Genomic DNA, 22,016 nt, shown 5'->3' on the forward strand with positions numbered 1-22,016 from the left:
AGCTTGGGGTGGCGCCCCGTCCAACTTGAGGGGCCGCCCTATTTACCCTACTATCTATAGACTGTTTACGGCTAACGAGGCCAATGGAGTACCCGTGCATACAGTCCTGGCAAGCAAAACGCTTACGGATGGGTTTTACTGGCTGCTTACCTATACCATTATCTGGTGGCTGCTCACCGGAGGTACCGGTTGGGCTTTTGGCGCGTTATGGATACTTGGCGCCTGTGCAGTTTCCTTACTCCTTCGAGTGCGCCCAAAACGCTTCAAACTTTTACGTCTACCGGGTTTTCTGACCTTCTTTAGCTACCAGCTGTGGGCTGGCGGCTGGGATGTGGCACGCCGCGCTCTACACCCTCGACGCCCCCTTAATCCAGGTTGGGTGAAATATTCCTTCCACTGCACGGACCCGCAGGAGCGTATTTTGTTATCCGCCATGGTAGGGCTGCTTCCCGGCACTCTGGCCTCTCAAGTCGATGGCGACCAGCTGTGCGTGCATACGCTGGATTTAAGCCAACCCTGGCATCACACAGTGGCGGACTTGGAGGTGCACCTAACTCGTCTACTGGGAACCGAAGACTCATGATCGTACTGGCCGTCATCCTGCTGTGCACCGTGCTCGCGGGACTGTGGCGGGTGGTGTTGGGACCCACCCGAGTGGATCGGCTGCTCGCGATCCAGCTGTTTGGCACCACTGGCGCCGCGGTGCTTTTAATTGTGGCTCAGACTCTGGCGATACCCGCGTTGCGGGATGTCGCATTGGTCCTGGCTCTGCTGGCCGCAGTGGTGTCCGCTGCTCTAGTGCAATTTCTACGCAGGTCCACCCAAAAAGAGGACCCACGATGAACGAAGTACTCTACTGGCTAAGCTGGCCACCGTTGCTGGTTGGCACCTTCTTTTTTGTGGCTGGCACCGTGGGGATGCTGCGCTTCCCCGACGTCTACAGTCGGCTACACGCCCTGACCAAGGCGGACACCCTGGGCCTAGGGCTGATTGTTTTAGGGCTTTGTCTACGCGCCCAAACGTGGCAAGAAGTGCCCGTGATGATATTCATTTGGTTACTGATTGTGGCTTCCGGTGCCACCGCGTGCCAACTGTTGGCCCGTTATCAAAGAGAACAAGAGGCTGGCATAAAGGAGGAGCGTCGTGCCCAACCCTGAATGGCTGATGGACGGCACTCTGGGATTATTGCTGATCGTGCTGGCCGTCGCGGTGCTTCACGCTCGCACGCCCTACGCCAGTATCGTACTGTTTATCACCTTCGGCTTATTGCTCGCCATCACCTGGGCACGCCTGGGAGCGCCCGATCTGGCGCTAGCGGAGGCGGCGATTGGCGCCGGGCTCACAGGCGCTTTGCTGCTCGGTGCTCTAGCCCACGCTCGCCCCGAAAGGCCTTCCACTAAACTCACGGCGCAAAAAATTCCCGCCACGGTTTTTGCTGCTTTGGTGCTCGCACTGCTACTAAAAGCCGTGTGGCCACTGGACGAAGGCCCCCTGCCATTGCCCGCTTTGGTCCAGGAGAATCTGCAGGATAGCGGCGTATCCCATCCCGTTACCGCCGTGCTTCTGAATTTCCGCGCCTGGGATACCTTACTGGAACTTCTTGTGGTGCTATTCGCACTGCTGGGGCTGCGCCAGCTGCGCCCCGCCTCCCTGGCCACTCCCGAGCCTTGGCCGCTGCTGCTGGCGTGGAGCCAAATTTTGGCGCCACTGGCCGTACTCATTGGCGGCTACCTATTGTGGCGCGGCACAGCGGCTCCTGGCGGGGCGTTCCAGGCGGGCGCCCTGCTCGCGGCTGGGGCTGTAGTTTTGCGTTTGAACGGACTATTGCCCTCACTGAGTTGGCACCAGTGGCCAATTAGGGTGCTGGTTCTGATGGGCGTGGCCCTGTTTTTAGGTGTGGCAGCCGCGACCGCTTGGCTGGGAGAGGGTTGGTTGGTTTATCCACGGGTGTGGAACACAACACTGATTGTCACTATCGAGGTGGCGGCTACGCTTTCCATCGCCGCCACTCTGGCACTTCTCGTGGCCGGCGGCCGGGAGGAGCTGCGCGAATGAGTCTAAGCCTGTTTTACCTTTGTGTTGGAACCACGCTCTGGCTGCTGGGGCTGCACGGCATGCTGCGTCAAAGTCATGTATTGCGCCGAATTATCGCCGTCAACATTATGGGTGGTGGTGTCTTTACCGTCATGGTAGCTCTGGCGATTCGCAGCGACCCGGTGGATCCGGTTCTGCAGGCACTGGTCGTCACTGGCTTGGTAGTAGCGGTGAGCGCCACCGCTTTTGCTCTGCGCCTGGCAAGCTCGGAAGCTGTGGCACAGCGTGAAAAGCAGCAAGAGGAGGCCCCTCGGTGAATCTCGCGCTGCTAAGCATGTTGCTGCCTCTGGCCACTGCATTGCTGTTGCTGGCGTTGCGCTCAAGAAGTGCGTTGCTGGTGATACTGAGCAGCGCTCTTGCCCTAGGTGCAGGTTCTGGCGCTCTGTTTCAGGTGGTGGACGGGGGCAGCGAAACATTGCTTTTGGGTGGCTGGGACAGCCCATTGGCGATACGTTTTCATCTTACGCCGGTCACTGGGATGTTACTGGCGTTTACCGCACTGATTCATTTCCTCGTGGCCATCTATGCCGCGCGCAGTCGTCATAGCCAAACTCGTCACAGCGACTACTGGCCACTGTCTTGCCTACTGCACGGTAGCCTGGCTGCGCTCTGGCTGTCCCGTGATTTATTCAATTGGTACGTCACGCTAGAACTGTTAGGGCTGATTTCGGTGGCACTGGTCGCCCTGGCAGGGCCGAAAGCTTACCGCGCCGCATTGCGCTACCTGCTCTTATCCTTAATGGCCTCGCTTTGCTATCTACTTGGAGTCGCCTTGCTGTATGGGCAGTATGGCGTGCTTGATGTAGGCCTGCTGGCGGAAGTTACGCAAGCGGATCACACCACCAGCGCCGCCCTGATGCTGATGACGCTGGGACTGATGCTTAAGGCCGCCCTCTGGCCCCTGCATCTTTGGTTGCCTCCCGCCCACGCGGGTGCACCCACAGCGGTGAGTGCTCTGCTCTCGGCGCTGGTAGTAAAAGGCCCCTTATTCATTTTGTGGTTGCTTTGGAGTCAAGCCGCACCTGCGGAAATTGGCCAACAGGCGGGATTCCTGATGGCAGTGGCCGGGGTTCTGGCCCTGCTCTCCGGTGGTTGGTCCGCGATGCGCACACCCTACATTAAGACCTTAGTGGCTTATTCCACTGTCGCTCAGTTAGGGTACGCCCTCATGGCGCTTGGCTTGTTGCTGTTCTGGCAAATTCCGGAGCTGCATGTGGCTCTGTGGTTGTTCGTGCTCGCCCATGGCTTGGCCAAGTTATCCATGTTTCTGGCCGCCGGTGAAATGCAAGCCACTTTGGGAAGTCGACGCCTGACGTCATTGAAAGGCGCCACGCAAACCGTCCCGGTGGCCATGTTTGCCTTTGCGGTGGCCGGGGGCAGCTTGATCGGGCTTCCCCCGAGCGGTGGCTTTCTCGCCAAGTGGGTGCTGCTTCAGCCTCTGTTTCTGGAACCGAGCCATTGGCCCTGGGCCGTAGGCGTTTTATTGGGAACTTTGGCCAGCGCCGTTTACGTGTTTAGGGTGGTAAGCCTGGCGTTTGACCGAGCTGAGCCCATGGGCCCCAATTACCGCCCGGATCGATTCGCCCAGTGGTTAACGATGTTGCCGGCACTTTTGGTGTGGGGAATGGCACTGGTCAGCGAGCCGCTGATTGAATGGTTGACCGGCGTGACGAGGGTGAGTGCATGAACCCGACTATTGCCGCCATGCTGCCGCCAGCGATTGTACTGACCTCGCTCATTCCCGGGCTGCTGATTTTTGCCCTGAGAGAAGATCAATATCGCCTGCGCACGCAGTTGAACATGGCGGGTGTGTTTTTGAAACTCGCCCTGGTCGGGCTGATGCTTTACGGCGTCAACCAGGGCCTGAGCTTCCGCTTCGCGCTGCCCTTTTTGCCCGGCGGCGAGTTGATCCTGCACGCTGATGCCATGTCCCTACAATTTGTGGCGCTGTCGTCGGTGCTGTGGTTAGCCACCACAATTTACGCCATCGGTTACTTGGAAGGCGCTCCCTTGCGTTCCCGCTTCTTTGGCTATTTCAGCTTGTGTGTGAGCGCAACGGTAGGCCTGGCGTTGGCCGGCAACCTGGTCACCTTTCTGCTCTTCTATGAACTCCTGACACTGGCCACTTTTCCGCTGGTGGTGCACCGGGGCACGGCGGGCGCTATGCGCGCCGGGCGGATTTATTTGGCCTACACACTAGGTGGGGGCACCCTGCTACTGATGGGCGTGGCCTTGCTACACGCATTGACGGGCAGTCCGGAGTTTGTGCCCGGCGGTTATCTGGCGCCCCTGGTGGATAGTCATCGCGCCGGCCTGATACTGGCGTTTGTGCTGTTGGTTGCCGGGCTGGGCGTGAAAGCAGCGTTAATCCCGATGCACGGTTGGCTACCGACGGCCATGGTGGCACCAGCGCCAGTCAGCGCCCTGCTGCACGCTGTGGCGGTGGTTAAGGCAGGCGCCTTTGGCATTATGCGTGTGGTGTATGACGTTTACGGTGTGGAGCCCATGCAGCTGCTGCAGCTAACTCAGCCATTACTCTGGTTGGCGGCCGCGACCATTATGTACGGCTCCATCAAAGCCTTGCAGCAGCAAGAACTTAAAAAGCGGCTGGCTTATTCAACCGTCAGCCAGGTGTCCTATATCACGCTCGGCGTCGCTTTGTTGGGGCCGGTGGCGGCTGTTGGAGGCATGGTGCATCTGGTCCACCAAGGGCTGATGAAAATCACCCTGTTCTTCTGCGCCGGGAATTTTGCCGAAACACTGCATGTGCACCGGATACGACAAATGAATGGCCTGGGCAAACGTATGCCTTTTACCATGGCTGCGTTCACCGTAGGCGCTTTGGGCATGATCGGCGTACCACCCATCGCCGGCTTTATCAGCAAGTGGTATCTGGGCTCAGGCGCACTGGAGGTCGACCAAGGGTGGGTCATTGTGATTCTGGTGATCGCGGGGCTACTTAACGCCGCCTATTTTTTACCCCTGGTGTATCGGGGCTGGTTTATGCGCGCACCCGAAACCTGGCCGGGAGACGCCAAACTTGGCGGCGGCATACCCGGGCGGCGAGAAACCCATTGGATGCTGCTGTGGCCCACTGTGTTCACGGCCGTCCTGTCTCTGCTGGCCGGCATCCTCGCCGGTACGGACCTTAGCCCCCTCGCCTGGGCGCAATTAATTGTGCAGCGGGAGTTTGGGTTGTGACGGGTCTTTGGTGGTTAGGCATCCCGCTGGCTCCCTTGCTGGCCATGCCCCTGATGTGGCGCTGGCGAGACCGTGTCGCGCCCTGGTTATGGCTGGCCTGCGTGCCCGCCTTCCTAGCGGCTTTGTATCCGCCCGCCAGTCACAGCATGGCCTGGCTGTGGCCAGGGGCCACTTGGGGTGGAGACGATCTGGTGACCCGCGCCTTTTTGGGGTTTAGTGCCTTACTGTGGGCCTGTGCCAGCCTTTACGCCTCACAAAGTGAACGCACACACCCACGGCGGCGGCGCTTCTGGACTTTTTGGTTAATCACTCTTAGCGGCAACCTGCTGCTGATTATCGCTCAGGATGGTGTCAGCTTTTACGTGGGGTTCACGTTAATGAGCTTGTGCGCCTATGGCCTGGTTGTACACACCGGCGGAGCCGAGCCCCGTCAGGCGGGACGCCTGTATGTACAGCTGGCGGTGCTGGGTGAAATGTTTCTTTACGCCGCCCTGCTAGTGCGCATTCATGAAGCCGGTGGCGCCCTGGATTTTGAGGCATGGCAAACAGCGCCGCTAGGTATCCCCACAGCCATCCTTCTACTGTTGGGGTTTGGGATAAAAGCGGGCTTTTGGCCACTGCATATCTGGCTGCCCCAAGCGCACCCCGCCGCTCCGGCAGCGGCCAGTGCGATTCTGTCTGGAGCTATGATCAAGGCCGGCATCTTAGGTCTGTGGCGTTTTATGCCGCAGGATGATCCGCTGCTGGCGGATTGGTCCCAATGGTTGTTTGCCATCGGCCTCTTCAGTGCTTTTTACGGCGTAGTGCTGGGCATATTGCAGACTCGGGCCAAGGCGGCCTTGGCGTATTCCTCGATCAGCCAAATCGGTTATCTGTTAATCATTCTGTCCCTGTCCTGGAATAATCCAGGGACTCATGAACTCTGGGTCGCCTTGTTGGCACTCTATGCGGTACACCACGGCCTGGCCAAAGGCGCACTGTTTATGGGTGCGGGGCTGGCGAGTCGCCATCGTTTATCTGTCGGCCAGTGGTTTTTGATGCTAATCCCTGCGCTGGCCATTGCCGGTTTGCCTTTAACCAGTGGCGGAGCGGTAAAAACACTACTGAAAGGCAGTCTGACTGAAACGGCTCTGGGAAATTGGCTGCCCTTGATCACTTGGGGTTCTTTTGCTTCCGCATTGGTACTCGCGCGCGCGCTATGGCTGATGAAGCAAAAACAGGGGGATCAAACAACAGTTTCCCGGCGACTGACTTACCCTTGGGCTTTTTTGTGTTGCGCCCCACTGCTTTTACCTTGGGTTTGGGATGAGATGCGCACAGCGATGCTGGCAAGCCTTACGTTGTATGACGCCTGGTCGATCATCTTGCCCTTGGTCGTGGCGGGCGCCTTAATTGCCATAGCCTTGGGACAGGGTTGGACAATACCGCGCGCACTGGTACCGCTGCCCAACCCAGCGATTTACGCATCCTTATGGGTGAAGCGTCTACTGCAGTGGCGCGCCCGAGGCCTCATGGTGATTACCCTCGATAAGACGCAGTGGCGCCAGAGAGAACGCAAGTGGAATCGGTTTTGGCAGCAAGGCACGGTGGCCGTCAGTGCTTGGCTACTGTGCTTTCTGCTGTTATTGGGTTGGGTCTGGTAACCGCCCGCCAGTGTTTACCAACCTTAGTGGCTGGCAGCACTCGGTATTTGCTACTATGCCCTGCAATGGGTCACCTTACAGCGTGGCGCCGCAACGAACTTTTGGAGGTAATCATGAAAAAGCAACTCGTTTTGGGCGTTCTGATCTCTTCACTGACGGTATCGGCGCACGCGTATCAGGACTTATCCGCCGAAGTGCTGCTGGGCATCTCAAATCAACGCACCGACTTTGGCGATGGTGACCGAGCCTCCGGCGATAGCACTTCGTTCGGCTTACGGGGAGCTTACTCTTTTAACCCCAATGTGGCCGTTGAACTGTCCTATCAAAACTACGGCAGCTACGACGATCGCTGGGTCGACGAGTTTGGCCGCATAGACGAAACGTTTAAATCTTCGGCACTGATGGCTGGAGTGAAGATGAGCTTGCCACTGCAAGCGGGATATTCGTTGGTGGGCCGTGTCGGCGCCTCGCATTGGAATTTTGAGCTTGAGGAAATCGACTCAGAATTCCCCGGAGAAGTGTTCGTATTTGACGATAGCGGCACCGGGCTTTACTACGGCGTGGGCGTACAGCTTGATATTACTCAAGATTTGTTCATCGGGGTGGAGTACACGGCAACCCAAATGGATGTCACTTTAGGTGGTTTTTCCGTGGATCACCGGGCGCGTAATATTGCGGCGTCTCTGGGCTTTCGGTTTTAATCGTCTGCCCACACAGACGTTACTCAATTCCCGAAGCGTCGCCATCAAGCTCAAGCAACGTCTTTACGGTCGCCATCGACAGGCGGCCGGAGCGGGTAAGTTTGTTGCCTCGACCATCAAAGAAAAGCGCGCGGGGCAGTTCGCCGCGCCAATCAGGATCAAGGGCATAACCCAGAACCGCGGGCACCTCATCCCCGTAGGCATATCTCGGCCCGTCACTTCTCAGCTCATCCAAAACCTCACCGTGCTCCTTATGCAACGGCTCGACCGCCACTGAGATGACTTGCACCTGTTCGCGCGTTCGATTCAGTTCGCCCAACTCCTGTAAATAGTGTTTGCAATGTGGGCAGTCCAGAGACCAAAACGCCACAACCGTGGGAACAGTGTAGCTGTTCGGGTTACCAAGATGGCTGGCGGTGGCACGATCCAGGGTTTGAATCTCGGCGCTAGCGGCAGACGCCAAGACCATCAGGCTCAGCGCTACCCAGCCAAATAATTTTTTCATAGGGAGTAAACCTCAACGCCCGCCAGCTCTGTATGCCATACAACCAAAAGCTTGTCGCCCTGCTGGGCCAGGCGCGGTTGATCCACTCGGCCAGAGGTACTGCTTAAGCTCTGTACTGATTCAAAAGTCTTACCACCATCGGAAGACGTTTGGGTATACAGGTGAGTACGCTCACCGTCGAATTCGTTCCACACCAAGGTGACGAGGTCTCCGCGTACGGCCACATCGGCATGAGCCGCTCGCGAACCACCTACCGACCGCTGGCCTTCGGGCTCCCCGCTTTGCAAGTGGCCATAAAAAACCTGAGGTTCGCCTTCGCGAACATTGAACCATACGGAGTGGCGCGTACCGTCATCCGCAACAGCCAATCCGGGGCCGTGATGCGGGCAGGCGTCGATCGCCCAGCGGTCAAAGGTAGCGCGCTGAACCGGGCCGGGGACCTGCGCTGGATCCAAGCGAAGCAGTGCGTGGTCGCGCTCATTGGGCTCAAACACATGCCGCCAAAGCACCAGGGCTGAGCCATCCACATCTTCTTCGAACGCAATACGACAGCACTCGCAGGCGTGATCAGCCAGTTTGAATTCGGGCGCAAAGCTGCGGCCATGATCTGTGGACACGGCGGCGTATATACCCGCGCCCCTGTACTCTTCACCGGCCGCGTGAGCGATTTCCATATCGCGTTTGTCTATCCACACCAGCAAGACGTCCCCCGACTTGGTGACCAACAGAGAGTCGAATCGGTGCGTGATTTCGCTCCGGTCCCGGTGGACGGTGAAGGGTTCATTAAACGTACGCCCGTCCCCAGAGCGGGCCAGGCGAATCTCACCAGTAAAGCGTTTGGCCAGAGGGTGGGTCCAACTCACCAGCAGTCCGCCGTCTTTGGCCAGAGCCACTTTAGGTCGGTTTTCACCATTGGCGGAGATGGCTTCCGGCTCAGCGTTGATACGCGTCGGCGCGTTCCAATTGGCGCCCAGATCTGGGCTCGAGTAGAGAGCCAGGTGTTCGCCCTCTCGGACCACAATGTGCAAGTTGCCGTCGGCGGCCAGTGCGGCACCGGTACCCAGTTGCGCGGGTTCCGCCTGAGTGACCAAGCCTGCGAGCGAGGAAGGGGGGGAGTGGGAGGTGCAAGCGAAAAGGCTGGTTAGCCCAAGCAGGATCAACCATAACTTTATTCCGCCACGGAAAAACTGACTCACGGCAACCACCTTTTTCACGCGCCCGCGGATAATGACTTTGACAAGCTACTGTAAGTGAAATGCCCAGACCTGGCAATCAGGTCTGGGGGGATCGTTCTTAAAGCACTTCGGCCACGGCGGCGACGACTTCGCGGGCCTGAGCCTCCGTCATGCCGGGAAACATCGGTAGCGACAAGCACTCCTCCGCCACCTGCTCACAGACTGGAAATGACAGTTCTTGAAAGGTATCCCGGCAAACGCTCTGGCGATGCAAGGGCACCGGGTAATAAATGGCTGAACCTATGTCGCGCTGTTGCAGGGCGTCACGTAACCGATCCCGCTCGCTGAGCAAGATGGTGTATTGCCCATACACGTGGTGGCAGCCATCCAAAATCTTGGGAGTCCGAATACCGAGCTTGGACAACTCCTGATCGTAAATGGCCGCGACAGCGCGACGCGACTCATTGAACTCTTCCAAGTGACGGAGCTTGATGCGCAGCGCGGCCGCCTGAACTTCATCCAAGCGGCTGTTGTAACCCACTACGTCGTGATAGTAACGAGTGCGGCTGCCGTGGTTGCGCAGTACGCGCACAGCGTCCGCCAGCTCGTCGGAATCGGTGGTAATTAAACCACCGTCTCCGTATCCGCCCAGGTTTTTCGTAGGGAAAAAGCTAAAGCAGCCCGCGTCCCCCAAAGCGCCAACGGAAGTTCCGTGGTACCGAGCCCCAAACGCTTGGGCGCAATCGCCGATGACTCGCAGATTGTGTTTTTGCCCCAGTTCCAAAAACGGTTTCATGTCCGCCGCCTGACCGAACAGGTGCACGGGCAGTACCGCACGAGTACGCTCTGTGACTACAGAAGCGGTAGCATCCGGATCCAAATTCATGGTCGCCGGATCGATATCCGCAAATACGGCTGTAGCGCCACACTGATAGATGGCTTCCAGCGTGGCAATAAAGGTAAACGGCGAGGTAATCACCTCATCACCCTCACCAACGCCCGCCGCCAACAGTGCCAGGAGCAACGCGTCAGTGCCAGAGGCGACACCAATGGCATGTTTCACTCCGTGGTAAACCGCAGCCTCGTCCTCAAAATTTTGTACGTTGGGTCCCATAATAAACTGCCCACTGTCGAGAACTTCGTTCACGGCTTGGACAACTTCCGTGCGCACACGCGCATGCTGCGGATGCGGATCAAAAAGAGGCACCATTAAGTGTTCACCTTGTTGTTTTGGATTGATCAATAAGAGATGTGCGGGAAAAGAATGGCTCCCGGGTTTCCGGGTGGTGGTCGTGAGCCACATAGCCGCTGCCCTTAAGCTTGCCGTCACCCAAGGGCAAGGGCTCATTGGAGCTCTTTCCTTTTTCGATGGCTTCGGCAATACGAATGGCGGTATCTAAAGCCAACATGCCGTCAGTACCGGTTACGACGGGTTCCCCTCCCGTCTTAACGGCTTCGAGAAAAGCGGCCACTTCGGCTCGCAACGTATCTTCGTTCTCCAGCTGAAGTTCGTCCACATCCAAACCACCGCCTTCGGTTTGCCGTTGCGTCACAATGGTTTTTTTCTGCATGTCCAGGCACGTGTAGGCCTGATGCTGAAACAGATGAAGGGTTCTTTGCGGCTCCATACTGACGCGACTGGCCGTGAGGTTTGCCACTGTGCCATTTTCAAATTGCACAACCGCATTCACCAAATCCAGTGCATCAGAGTAGACCGAAATGCCTTTGGCCTGAACACTTTGTACCGGAGAGCGCACCAGCGATTGCACCAAATCGATGTCGTGAATCATTAAGTCCAAAACGACACTGACGTTTGCGGCACGCTGCCGAAACTGGGTCAGCCTATGAGTTTCAATATAAGTGGGATTGCGTAGATCATCGGGGAGGTGACTAAAGGCGGGATTGAAACGCTCCACATGCCCCACCTGCAGGGTTACGCCGTTTTTCTTGGCAAGCTGAATCAGCTCCTCCGCCTGCTCCGTGGTTTCCGTAATGGATTTCTCCACCAGAACGTGCACCCCTGCCTCCAAAAAATCTTTGGCCACAGCGTAATGTTGTCCCACGGGTGTCACCACACTGACCACGTCCACCAAGCCAATGAGATCCTCATGGTCGGTATAGGCATGAGCACCGTATTCCGTGGCTATTTTTTCAGCGCCCTCTAAATTGTGGTCCACTACGCCAACCAGATCGCAGCCCGGCAAAGTGGCGTACTTTTCGGCGTGAAAGGTACCGAAATACCCCAGGCCAACGACACCGGCTCGAATGGGTGCTGCGGTTTCTGAACCTGAAGCAGCCGTCGTGCTCCCCATAACTAATCCCCTATTCCCTAAAATCTGGGTAAATTTAGCCGCTCAGGATAACGGATCAGGGGCGCCGATTCCAGTCTGTAGGCGGCCTCCAGCGCACACGAGCCCTCACTCAACGCGTTTTAAAAAGCCCTTTATGGAAGCGCCCTATTATCGCTTGACAGGCAGCCACCCAGGAATTACTGTATATACAAACAGCAACCATCAACTTTGGGTCAAAGAGGGCAAAATTATGGCCGTTATCGCCGTGTGGCAATGTGATAGGGACGGAAGTATGTTTGAAGACAAAAAGCAGGCGGAGGAACACGACAAGTATCTGGAACTGGCTGCCAACATTACTCAGCTTATAGAGTCCGAAGTTGAAGGCCTTAGCGAAGGCCACAGCGAAGCCATTGGCCTGCTGCTGGCCAAGAGACGCGAGATTTTGAGCAAAGCCTGCAAGGGCAAACCGGAGCTGCTGCTGGAACCGTTTGAGGACCCTCAGCCCAAGAACACCGGTCACCAGGAGCAGGCCGAGGAGGACAGCAAAGTGGCCAACTTCGCGGCCCGTTCGTAGCACTCTCTTTTTTTGCACTCAGCCGTGCGTTTTTTCCACTGCACCTCTCCTCAATGGGTGCGGTGGCTTTTTGGCCAACCACTAAGCGCTGCCATTTTTCGCCACAATTAAACTTCCCCCTGCCCCTTTTCCGCCATGGGCACGCCCACTTCCTTTTGTTTAATAACTCTGTAGCCAGCGATACGTAGCTTACTCAGACGTTCTCTCAACAAAAGGAAACACTCCGATGAAAAAAACTCTCGTTATTAGCAGTCTAGTGGCGGCCAGCGCCAGCATTACCCTACCCGCCGCCCATGCAGAAGAAAAACACTCCGGCTTGAAGCAATTCGGCGCCAGCAGTTTGGCTTTGGCCGGTGGCGCCGCCCTTGGCGGACCAGTAGGCCTGATCGTTGGAAGCATCAGCGCCGTTGCCGTCAGTCAGCAGATGAACAAGTCCAGCCGGACGCGCACCCGCGAACGGAATCAGCTCCAAACCGAGCAGGCAAGACGCCTCATTGAGGAGCCGTTAACCCAACCCCACCAAAACGTAACCGTGTACCAGCCACACAATCCAATCGTAGAGGAGTTGGCCCAGAATGACTCTCGCCTACACATACACTTTCACTCTGGAAAAGACGACCTGACCCCACGCAACTTGGAGCAGATCAACCAATTAGCCAAAGCGTTACGCGATCAGCCTGAGTTACACGTCAAACTGCTCGGTTACGCGGACGCGCGCGGAACCGAGGGGTACAACCAAGTGTTGTCGGAATATCGCACTCGCAATGTGGAAGACTACCTAGTGCGCGCCGGCGTTGCGGCCGATCGAATCCAGCGCGAAGCGTACGGTGCCAGCCGATCCAGAATGCGCAAGGGCGACGAAGAGGGCTACGCACAAGACCGTTATGTGGCCGTTGAAATCTTCACCCCCAGCGAAGTCACTGAAAACCTCGCAAAAGCGTATTAACCAACCCCCGGCGTCGGTAGGAGGCGGCGCCGGGTTCCCCCCCCCAGGCTAGGTTTCACAGACACCACTGCCGCGTGCTGAATCGCACCTGAGTGCTGCGGTTAATGGACGCGTCGTGTAAACTCGGGATTCCCCCGGGGCGTGCGCGCCCGGTTTGTTGAGGCCTGTATTCAGGCAAAGCTTTCAAGATGGAATCCCTATGCAGAAAATCCGTTGGGGTGTACTCAGCACCGCCAAGATCGCCCGCACCAAAGTTATTCCCGCTATCCAGTCCTCCGAACGCGGCGAGGTAGTCGCAATTGCCTCCCGCAGATTCGACAGCGCCCAAGCGGCCGCCCGCGATCTGGGAATCGCCAGAGCTCATGACAGCTATGAAGCTCTACTTGCCGACCCCGCCGTAGATGCCATTTACAATCCCCTGCCCAACCACCTGCACGTGCCCTGGTCCATCAAGGCGCTGGAAGCGGGCAAACATGTACTGTGCGAAAAACCCATAGGATTGAACAGCGCCGATTTGGAACAGTTGTTGGCGGCCGCGGCTAAACGGCCAGAGCTCAAACTCATGGAAGCGTTTATGTATCGCTTCCACCCCCAGTGGGATTCTATTAAGCCCTGGTTGGCCAAAGATCTGGGACAGGTTCGCCTTATCAACGCGTTTTTTGGCTACAACAACCGCAACGCGGACGATATCCGTAACCTGCCGGATATCGGCGGCGGTGGCTTAATGGATATTGGTTGCTACGGCATCTCACTGGCGCGCTTGGTGTACGGCTGCGAGCCGCAGCGTGTAATTGCCAGCCTGAGGCCGCTGCCTGGTTATCAGGTGGACTGTCTTGCCACCGCCATGCTGGAGTTCCCTGAGGGCATCGCCACCTTTACCGCCAGCACCAAAACCGAACCCACCCAGTGGGCGGAAATTCATGGCGAAGCCGGACTCATGCGGCTGGAGAAACCCTTCAACCCAGAGCCGGGACAGGACGCCAAAGTACACCTGCAGCTGAGCGGCGCCCATCAAAGTCACAATTTCTGCGAGGGCAATCAGTATCAATTGATGGCCGATGCCTTTGCCAAAAGCATTCAGGACAACACACCCGTTCCCACCCCTCTTTCGGATGCGCAGGGGAATATGCGCGTACTGGATGCTTTGTTTGCCAGCTCCAGGGAAAACCGTTGGATCGAGATAAACGCTTAATCGATTTACCCGAAGCAATAAAATTTTGTCGGGCAGTTTGCATAATTATCAGTTGATCGCAATGAAACTTCCGGCGCACAAAATCGTCGGCTTGAAGGATTTGAATCGTGAAGAAAATTGTCGTGGTAGGCGGGGGCGCAGGGGGATTAGAGCTCGTTACCAAGCTGGGCCGAAAGCTAGGGCGCAAGAAAAAAGCGGAAGTCATTCTTATCGATCGAGATACCACGCATTTGTGGAAACCTCTATTGCACGAAATCGCTGTGGGCACTATGGATGAAGGGGTGGACGCGGTCAGTTACCGAGCCCACGCCATTGCCAACGGTTTTCATTTTCGCGTCGGCAGCCTTACCGAAATCGATCGGGACAAACAGCAAGTGGTGCTCGCCCCGGTTTTGGATGGCGACGGTGTGGAATACATCCCAGCCACGCGCATCGATTACGACTATCTGGTTCTTGCCATTGGATCCGTGTCCAACGACTTTGGCACGCCCGGTGTAGCACAGCACTGTATATTTTTGGATAGTCCTGCCCAGGCACACCGCTTTCGCAATAAATTGCTCCATCGATTTTTGCGCATCCAGCGTATCCCCGACGAACCGGACTGTGTACGCATTGCGATTGTTGGAGGTGGCGCGACGGGGGTGGAGTTGTCCGCCGAGTTGCATCATGCGGTGGCAGAATTCCATAACTACGGTTTTGATGCCGTAACCAACGAACACTTAAAGGTCACATTACTGGAGGCGGGACCGCGCATCCTACCCGCCTTACCCGAGCGGATCTCAGCCGCAGCCACCCAAGAGCTCACCCAAATCGGCGTGGAAGTGAAGCTGAGTACCGCCGTTACTTCCGCAGACGCGCTCGGATTGCATACCAGCACCGGCGAAACGATTCCCGCCGACTTGATGGTATGGGCCGCCGGAATCAAAGTGCCGGATTTCATGGCGAATATCGCCGGCCTGGAAACCAATCGCATCAATCAGCTAACGGTGAATGAGTTTCTGCAGACCACCAAAGATCCAGCGATATTTGCCATCGGAGACTGCGCCTCCTTTACACAGCCAAACGGGACAAAAGTACCACCCCGAGCGCAATCAGCTCACCAAATGGCAAGTACCTGCTATCGCAATCTGAACGCGTTACTAGACAATAAGCCTATGCACAGCTATGTCTATCGAGATCACGGTTCGCTTGTGTCGCTGGCCAACTATTCCACGGTAGGTAGCCTAATGGGAAATCTCACCGGAGGAAGCCTGTTCATCGAGGGCCGAATTGCGCGTGTGGTCTATATTTCCCTCTACCGCATGCACCAGATCGCGGTACACGGTTTGGCTAAAACCGGCCTGATGATGCTTGCCGGACGAATCAATCGTTGGCTTAGGCCCAGGCTTAAACTGCACTGATCAGCCGTTTACGAAGATTCGCCGACATTGGCACGGTGGGGTAAATGGTGAGGTGCATTAAGTTAACCTATCTTTACAGCGGCTAGTCATAGTAAGGGCCGCTAAAGCAAGGCACAATCGCTCTGGTCTGAATGACAACAAGCGATAAGCCATGATTCGACTGCACAATATTCACAAATACTACGGTTCCGGCGAACAATCCCTGCACGTACTCAAAGGCATTGACCTGCACATTGCCGAAGGTGAGCTAGTGTCCATTATGGGTTCTTCCGGCTCGGGCAAGTCCACCCTGTTGAATATTCTGGGGCTGCTGGATAGCCACGATGTAGGCGACTACACGCTGGCGGGAACGCCCATCGTACGCTTGCGGGAGAAACACGCTGCACGCCTGCGCAACCAATTTATTGGGTTTGTGTTCCAATCATTCAACCTGCTGCCTTTCAAAAACGCCATGGAGAATGTCGCGCTTCCGCTGTATTACCAAGGCGTGGGACGCCGTGCCCGCAACGAGGCCGCCAAAGCGTACCTGGATATGGTGGGCTTGGCCGATCGCGCCACTCACATGCCCAACGAGCTGTCTGGCGGACAGAAGCAACGTGTCGCCATTGCCCGGGCGCTGGTGACTCAGCCCAAAGTCATTTTGGCGGACGAGCCCACGGGCGCTTTGGACAGCACCACCACTGAAGAGGTGATGGAGATCATCAAAGAGGTGCACGGCAAAGGCAATACCATCGTAATCGTCACGCACGAGCACGACATCGCCGCCCAGACCCAGCGCTGCATCACTCTGAAAGATGGCCTGATTGTCCCTGACACAGTACTTTCCTCCGAAACTGCACAGGTGGTTGGGTGATCGACGGATTTCAGGAAATTCTCTACACCCTGAAGCAGAACAAGTTACGCACAGGGCTGACCGCCTTTGGCGTGTTCTGGGGGATCTTCATGCTGGTGCTATTGCTGGGCGCGGGACAGGGCCTGCAAAACGGCATGACCGGCAGCTTCAGCAACGACATGAGCGACAGCATCTGGATCAGTGCTGGGCGCACCGCTCTGCCCTACCAAGGCTTACCTACCAATAGACGCATCCAGCTTACCGAGTCGGATATGCGAGCTATCAGGGAGCAAATCCCTGGCGTGCGCTTTATTTCCAGCGAGAACGCCGTCGGCTCCTTCCGCCAGTCAGATACCTTAGTTACTTATCAACGGCGCTCGGGAAGTTTCGGGGTGTTCGGGGTGGCGGACGAGTACTTTGACATTAAGGCTAACGTCGGCTTTCCCGGTGGGCGCAAGCTCAACCCTCTTGATGCCCACCAGAGCCGCAAGGTCGTAGCCATTGGGACCTTGGTGGAACAGGCTCTGTTCGCCCCTGGGGTCAGCGCCATTGGCGAGGCCATTACCATCAATGGGGTGCAGTTCACTGTGGTGGGCATATTTTATGACAGCGGCCGGGAAGGCCGCATGTCCGAGCGCATTTACCTCCCCCAAAGCGCCTACGCCGCCATTTTTGGCGGCGGTGAGCGGGTTTCCGTGGTCGGCGTTCGCCCCGAACTTGGCGTCGATGGCTTTGAGGTAGAGCGTCGCATCCGTGAATTGCTGCAGCGCCGCCATCAGGTTTCCCCGAACGACCGGCGCGCGATCCGCACCCACAATATGGCCCTGCAAGCCGAACGCTTTAACGCCATATTCACGGGTATCAACGCTTTCCTCTGGTTCGTGGGTCTGGGCACTCTCGCGGCGGGTATTGTCGGGGTGAGCAACATCATGATCATTACCGTCAAAGAACGCACGCGGGAAATTGGCGTACGTAAAGCCTTAGGGGCGACACCCTCATCCATTGTCGGCACCTTGATGCTGGAATCCATCCTGGTCACCAGTATCGCCGGTTACACGGGCCTGGTGTTGGGCGTGGCGCTGCTGGAGGGAGTCTCCTTCAGCCTTGAAGCACTCAACATACAACTGAGCTATTTCCAGCAACCAGAAGTGGATTTTCAGCTAGCGCTCACCGCATTAGGGCTTCTAGTAGGCGTCGGCGCACTGGCAGGACTGGTGCCTGCCGTGCAGGCGGCGAGGATTATGCCGGTGGAGGCTATGCGTGCTGATTGATTTGGAGAAGTGGCAGGAAATCCTCACCACCCTGAAGCAGCACAAATTGCGCACGGGGCTGACCGCCTTTGGCGTTTTCTGGGGCATTTTCATGTTGGTGATTTTGCTGGGCGCCGGTAAGGGGTTGGAGAACGGCGCCACCGCCAACTTTGGCGAAGTCTCCAATGTGGTGTTCATTTGGTCCGCGGGCCGGACTCAGACAGCGTACGGCGGTTTAGCCCAGGGCCGGCGCATTACTTTAAAAACCGAGGACGTGGACCGCATCAAGGAGCGTGTCCCGGAAGTGGAGTTCGCCGGCGGTTTTAATCGCCTCGGTGGCTGGGGCACCGAGCAATACATTATCCGCGGCGATAACAGTGGGCCTTTTTCGGTGCGCGGATCACACCCCAACATGGCTCATTTGCACTCCCTTGAGGTTACCCAGGGTCGGTTTATCAACCCGCTCGATTGGGAGGAGCGACGCAAAATTGCCATCATTGGCCGCGGCGTCCAGCACGTACTGTTCGAATCCTGGGAGGATCCCATCGGGCAGGACATCAACATTCACGGCGTGAACTTTACCGTGGTGGGCACCTTTAACTCCCGCTCGACCGGCGACAACGCGGCCGACGAAGAGGAGGCCATTTACATTCCCAACCGTACCTTGCGCCACACTTTTAACCAAATGGGCTGGATCGGCAATATCACACTGATTCCCAAGCCGGGCGTGCACGCCGCCGATGTGGAAACCAAAGTCCGAAATCTTTTGCATGAACACCACCGGGTACACCCCAGCGATCGCGGCGTGTTCGGCAGCTGGAACATGCAGGACGCTTATGATCGGGTGCAGGGCTTGTTCACGGGTATTGCGGTGTTCAGTTGGGTGGTGGCCATAGGCACTATCTTGGCCGGCGCCATCGGCGTCGGCAATATCATGCTCATCGTGGTAAAAGAGCGGACCCGAGAAATCGGCCTACGCAAAGCGCTGGGGGCGACGCCCGCCTCTATTGTGAGCATGATCGTGCAGGAATCCATACTAATTACCGCTGTCGCTGGCTATTGCGGGCTGGTGGCGGGGGTATTGTTACTTGAAGGACTCAATGCCTTACTGGTCAGTGCGGGCGTGAGCGGTAGTATCTTCGCGCAGCCTGAGATCGACTTTACCACCTCCATGGTGGCCGTAGGCCTGTTGGTCCTTGCCGGTTTTCTGGCCGCTCTGTTACCCGCCGTTAAAGCGGCCAGAGTCAACCCCATTGTCGCCTTGCAGGACGAGTAGTCCCCAGATTTATCAACAGGAGTCACCATGAAACGCTTTTTGTCACTAACCGGTGTGGTTTTACTGCTGGGAACATTTGTCGGTACCACGTGGTTTCTATATCAAAAATCACAGCAGGACCCAGTGGTGTACCAGACCGACACACCTTACGTAACAGACATTGTCACCAAGACTGTGGCCATTGGTTCGATCAAACCTCGCAGAGAGATCGGCATCAAATCGCAAGTATCCGGCGTGGTGGACGAATTGTTTGTGGAGCCGGGTCATTCGGTCGAGCGCGGAGATCTGATTGCCCGCATTCGTTTGATCCCGAATATGGAGCACTTGAACCAGGCGCAATCTCAACTGGAAAGCGCCCGCATCAATTTCCGCAATGCCGAGCGGGAACTGCAACGCCAACAGCGCCTGTTCGCGGACAAGCTGATTTCCGAGTCCGAATACAACCGCTTTATGCTCACCTACGAGCTTCAGAAGGAAGCCGTAAAGGCGGCCGAGAACAATGTCTCTTTGATCCGCGAAGGCTCCACCACCACAGCCGATCAAACCTCCAACCTGGTGCGCGCCACCGCGAACGGGATGATTCTCGACGTACCGGTAGAGGAAGGGGTGTTTGTTATCGAATCCAACACCTTCAACGAAGGCACCACCATCGCGAGTATTGCCGACATGACGGATTTGATATTTGAAGGCCGTGTGGACGAGTCCGAAGTGGGCAAACTGCGAGAAGGCATGGAGTTGTTGCTCAACATCGGTGCTCTGGACGGGGAGAGATTTACCGCCGACCTGGAGTACATCTCACCAAAAGGTATCGAGGATCAGGGCACCATCAACTTCGAAATCCGGGCGGCAATAAAGCTCAATCCCGATTTCTTCCTACGCGCGGGCTACAGCGCCAATGCCGATATCATCCTGGATCAACGGGAGCAAGTACTCGCGATCAACGAGGGCAACCTTCTGTTTATCGAAGGGGGGACTTACGTCGAAGTGGCGGTTGGGGACCAGCGCTTTGAGCGGCAGCGCGTTCGTACCGGCATCTCTGACGGTATCAATATTGAGATCCTCGACGGTCTGAGTGAAAACACGGTGATCAAGCGTTTGTAACTGTGCGGCCCCATTCGGAGCTTTTACTCCAATAGGCGCGGGGAGCGGCTTGTCTTGACAGGCGGTTCCCCCCTGCCTAGGATGCCAACCCTCAATAAATCGAAGAGCACCGCCATCCCATGCTGCCTTTTCATCAAGTCGTCGCCGACGACTTTACGGCCGTAAACCAGCGCATCATTACCCAGTTGCACTCAGATGTGCCGCTGGTGGAGGATATCGGCCATTACCTGATAGCGGCCGGCGGGAAGCGGCTGCGGCCCCTCATGGTGCTTCTGAGCGCCAATGCACTGGGCTATCGCGGGCGCGAGCATGTGGATCTGGCCGTAATCATCGAGTTTATTCACACCGCGACTCTGCTTCATGACGATGTGGTGGACACCTCCAATATGCGGCGCGGCCGGCCTACGGCCAACGCTGAATGGGGCAACGCCCCCAGCGTCCTGGTGGGCGATTTTCTGTACTCACGGGCCTTTCAAATGATGGTCGCGCTCGGCAACATGGACATTATGGCCGTGCTGTCCAACACCACCAATTTGATCGCGGAAGGCGAGGTCCAACAGCTGGTTAACGCCAAAGACCCCGCAGTTACCGAGGAAAACTACTTCTCGGTGATCAGGAAGAAAACCGCCATTCTCTTTGATTCCGCCTGCGAAGTCGCCGCCTTACTGTGCGGCGCCAACGCCCAGCAGCGTGCCGCCATGAGCGCTTACGGCCAAAAAGTGGGCACGGCTTTCCAGTTAGTGGACGATGCGCTGGATTACCGCGGAGACGCCGCCGCCCTGGGTAAGAATCTGGGTGATGATCTGGCAGAAGGCAAACCAACCTTGCCCCTGATCCACGCGATGCGCCAAGGCAGCCCGGCCGAATCCGAACTGATCGCTAATGCCATTCGCAATGGCGACGCCAGCCAATTAAAGACCATTGTGTCCATCGTGGAAGCAAGCGGAGCCATGGACTACACATTGGAATGTGCTCGGCAAGAAGTCAGCGCCGCTTTGGAGCAATTGCAACAGCTCCCGGACAATGAATACACCCAGGCGATGGCTACCTTAGCCAAATTCTCCCTGGAGCGCAGCTATTGACCCTTGATTCCCTCTCAACCCTAGCTAGACAAGCGCCCCACAGCAGGTAGAATGGCCCCCTTTGCCATCTCTCACTGGCCAACGAGCGCAACACAACAGAGTTAACACTATGAGTTCCTTTGTCCCCAAGAACGCCTACAGCCGCGAAGAATTGCTGGAATGCGGCCATGGCCGCCTCTTTGGCCCCGGCAACGCTCAGTTGCCCGTGCCCAACATGCTTATGCTGGACCGAATTGTTCACATCAGTGAGGACGGCGGAGAATACAGCAAGGGCGAGATTATCGCCGAGTTGGATATTACTCCGGACCTGTGGTTTTTTGATTGCCACTTCCCCGGCGATCCAGTAATGCCAGGCTGCTTGGGGCTGGATGCCATGTGGCAGTTGGTCGGTTTTTACCTAGGTTGGCGCGGAAATCCTGGCCGAGGACGTGCTCTTGGCTGCGGAGATGTGAAATTTACCGGGCAAATCCTGCCCAGCGCGAGCAAGGTTAGCTACCATATCAACCTGAAGCGGGTTATCGAGCGCAAGCTGATCATGGGCATCGCCGATGGCCGGGTGTCCGTTGACGGGAAAGATATCTATTTCGCCAACGATTTGCGGGTAGGACTGTTCCAAAATACGGATAGTTTTTAACCAATGAGCCGGTGCTCTGCATCTTGGAGCACAGCCGCCATCGGCGGGCGAAAGCGGTTCAGCTAGCGCCATGATTGCTGCTTGATCGGTGCCGTTGTGTGGCATAATAGTCACCTGAA

At 56.8% G+C, this 22,016-nt stretch carries 23 protein-coding genes; 19 read left to right on the forward strand and 4 right to left on the reverse strand.

The features are described from left to right. The first annotated feature begins 94 nt into the window (after nt 1-94). From RBH33_RS15575 to RBH33_RS15615, 9 genes are all read left to right on the forward strand, one after another. Entirely contained in the window at nt 95-583 is a 489-nt protein-coding gene (locus tag RBH33_RS15575; RefSeq protein WP_306733145.1) for a Na+/H+ antiporter subunit E, read from the forward strand. Continuing rightward, a complete protein-coding gene (locus RBH33_RS15580; RefSeq protein ID WP_306733146.1) occupies nt 580-843 on the forward strand; it encodes an MrpF/PhaF family protein in 264 nt (87 codons plus the stop codon). Before RBH33_RS15575 ends, RBH33_RS15580 begins: the two co-directional genes overlap by 4 nt. Then, nucleotides 840-1,157 (forward strand): monovalent cation/H(+) antiporter subunit G, encoded by a 318-nt coding sequence (mnhG, locus tag RBH33_RS15585; RefSeq protein ID WP_306733147.1) that lies wholly within the window; start codon nt 840-842, stop codon nt 1,155-1,157. Before RBH33_RS15580 ends, mnhG begins: the two co-directional genes overlap by 4 nt. Continuing rightward, complete coding sequence (locus RBH33_RS15590; RefSeq protein ID WP_306733148.1) at nt 1,144-2,055, forward strand: hydrogenase subunit MbhD domain-containing protein; 912 nt, start codon at nt 1,144-1,146, stop codon at nt 2,053-2,055. Before mnhG ends, RBH33_RS15590 begins: the two co-directional genes overlap by 14 nt. Beyond that, entirely contained in the window at nt 2,052-2,351 is a 300-nt protein-coding gene (locus RBH33_RS15595) for an NADH-quinone oxidoreductase subunit K (RefSeq protein WP_306733149.1), read from the forward strand. Before RBH33_RS15590 ends, RBH33_RS15595 begins: the two co-directional genes overlap by 4 nt. Next, nucleotides 2,348-3,781, forward strand: a complete 1,434-nt coding sequence (locus RBH33_RS15600; protein ID WP_306733150.1) for a complex I subunit 5 family protein — start codon at nt 2,348-2,350, stop codon at nt 3,779-3,781. The genes RBH33_RS15595 and RBH33_RS15600 overlap by 4 nt, the downstream gene beginning before the upstream one ends. Next, entirely contained in the window at nt 3,778-5,295 is a 1,518-nt protein-coding gene (locus RBH33_RS15605) for a complex I subunit 5 family protein (protein ID WP_306733151.1), read from the forward strand. Before RBH33_RS15600 ends, RBH33_RS15605 begins: the two co-directional genes overlap by 4 nt. After that, nucleotides 5,292-6,938, forward strand: coding sequence for a complex I subunit 5 family protein (locus RBH33_RS15610; RefSeq protein WP_306733152.1), 1,647 nt, complete (start codon nt 5,292-5,294; stop codon nt 6,936-6,938). The genes RBH33_RS15605 and RBH33_RS15610 overlap by 4 nt, the downstream gene beginning before the upstream one ends. A gap of 113 nt (nt 6,939-7,051) precedes the next feature. After that, a complete protein-coding gene (locus RBH33_RS15615) occupies nt 7,052-7,639 on the forward strand; it encodes a porin family protein (protein WP_306733153.1) in 588 nt (195 codons plus the stop codon). Between the two features lie 19 nt (nt 7,640-7,658). Here RBH33_RS15615 and RBH33_RS15620 read toward each other — a convergent pair whose 3' ends face one another. The 4 genes from RBH33_RS15620 to RBH33_RS15635 form a co-directional block, all read right to left on the reverse strand. After that, nucleotides 7,659-8,144 (reverse strand): thioredoxin domain-containing protein, encoded by a 486-nt coding sequence (locus RBH33_RS15620; protein WP_306733154.1) that lies wholly within the window; start codon nt 8,142-8,144, stop codon nt 7,659-7,661. Next, entirely contained in the window at nt 8,141-9,340 is a 1,200-nt protein-coding gene (locus RBH33_RS15625; RefSeq protein WP_306733155.1) for a hypothetical protein, read from the reverse strand. The genes RBH33_RS15620 and RBH33_RS15625 overlap by 4 nt, the downstream gene beginning before the upstream one ends. A gap of 97 nt (nt 9,341-9,437) precedes the next feature. Further along, a complete protein-coding gene (locus RBH33_RS15630) occupies nt 9,438-10,529 on the reverse strand; it encodes a DegT/DnrJ/EryC1/StrS family aminotransferase (RefSeq protein ID WP_306733156.1) in 1,092 nt (363 codons plus the stop codon). Nucleotides 10,530-10,536: 7 nt separating this feature from the next. After that, nucleotides 10,537-11,631 (reverse strand): Gfo/Idh/MocA family protein, encoded by a 1,095-nt coding sequence (locus tag RBH33_RS15635; RefSeq protein ID WP_306733157.1) that lies wholly within the window; start codon nt 11,629-11,631, stop codon nt 10,537-10,539. A 229-nt stretch (nt 11,632-11,860) separates the two neighbouring features. Here RBH33_RS15635 and RBH33_RS15640 point away from each other — a divergent pair, with 229 nt between their 5' ends. The 10 genes from RBH33_RS15640 (at nt 11,861) to fabA (ending at nt 21,897) form a co-directional block, all read left to right on the forward strand. Continuing rightward, the gene (locus tag RBH33_RS15640; protein ID WP_306733158.1) at nt 11,861-12,184 is read left to right on the forward strand and encodes a YebG family protein; all 324 of its coding nucleotides are present in this window, start codon (nt 11,861-11,863) and stop codon (nt 12,182-12,184) included. Nucleotides 12,185-12,410: 226 nt separating this feature from the next. Continuing rightward, nucleotides 12,411-13,130 carry an OmpA family protein gene (locus RBH33_RS15645; RefSeq protein ID WP_306733159.1) on the forward strand — a complete coding sequence of 240 codons (720 nt, stop codon included), beginning with the start codon at nt 12,411-12,413 and terminating at the stop codon, nt 13,128-13,130. Between the two features lie 199 nt (nt 13,131-13,329). Continuing rightward, nucleotides 13,330-14,322, forward strand: a complete 993-nt coding sequence (locus tag RBH33_RS15650; RefSeq protein WP_306733160.1) for a Gfo/Idh/MocA family protein — start codon at nt 13,330-13,332, stop codon at nt 14,320-14,322. A gap of 107 nt (nt 14,323-14,429) precedes the next feature. Then, nucleotides 14,430-15,722: an NAD(P)/FAD-dependent oxidoreductase gene (locus tag RBH33_RS15655; RefSeq protein ID WP_306733161.1), complete on the forward strand. Its 1,293-nt coding sequence runs from the start codon at nt 14,430-14,432 to the stop codon at nt 15,720-15,722. Nucleotides 15,723-15,873: 151 nt separating this feature from the next. Next, nucleotides 15,874-16,575: an ABC transporter ATP-binding protein gene (locus RBH33_RS15660; RefSeq protein ID WP_306733162.1), complete on the forward strand. Its 702-nt coding sequence runs from the start codon at nt 15,874-15,876 to the stop codon at nt 16,573-16,575. Beyond that, entirely contained in the window at nt 16,572-17,825 is a 1,254-nt protein-coding gene (locus RBH33_RS15665; RefSeq protein WP_306733163.1) for an ABC transporter permease, read from the forward strand. The genes RBH33_RS15660 and RBH33_RS15665 overlap by 4 nt, the downstream gene beginning before the upstream one ends. After that, nucleotides 17,815-19,080, forward strand: coding sequence for an ABC transporter permease (locus tag RBH33_RS15670; RefSeq protein ID WP_306733164.1), 1,266 nt, complete (start codon nt 17,815-17,817; stop codon nt 19,078-19,080). The genes RBH33_RS15665 and RBH33_RS15670 overlap by 11 nt, the downstream gene beginning before the upstream one ends. A 27-nt stretch (nt 19,081-19,107) precedes the next feature. Further along, on the forward strand, nt 19,108-20,181 hold the full coding sequence (locus RBH33_RS15675) for an efflux RND transporter periplasmic adaptor subunit (RefSeq protein WP_306733165.1): 1,074 nt from the start codon (nt 19,108-19,110) through the stop codon (nt 20,179-20,181). A gap of 119 nt (nt 20,182-20,300) precedes the next feature. Continuing rightward, nucleotides 20,301-21,263, forward strand: coding sequence for a polyprenyl synthetase family protein (locus tag RBH33_RS15680; RefSeq protein ID WP_306733166.1), 963 nt, complete (start codon nt 20,301-20,303; stop codon nt 21,261-21,263). Between the two features lie 109 nt (nt 21,264-21,372). Then, nucleotides 21,373-21,897, forward strand: coding sequence for a 3-hydroxyacyl-[acyl-carrier-protein] dehydratase FabA (gene fabA / locus RBH33_RS15685; RefSeq protein WP_306733167.1), 525 nt, complete (start codon nt 21,373-21,375; stop codon nt 21,895-21,897). Nucleotides 21,898-22,016 lie beyond the last annotated feature (119 nt).

It is taken from the genome of Marinimicrobium hydrolyticum (genome assembly GCF_030848505.1).
Taxonomy (GTDB): Bacteria; Pseudomonadota; Gammaproteobacteria; order Pseudomonadales; family Cellvibrionaceae; genus JAVDDU01.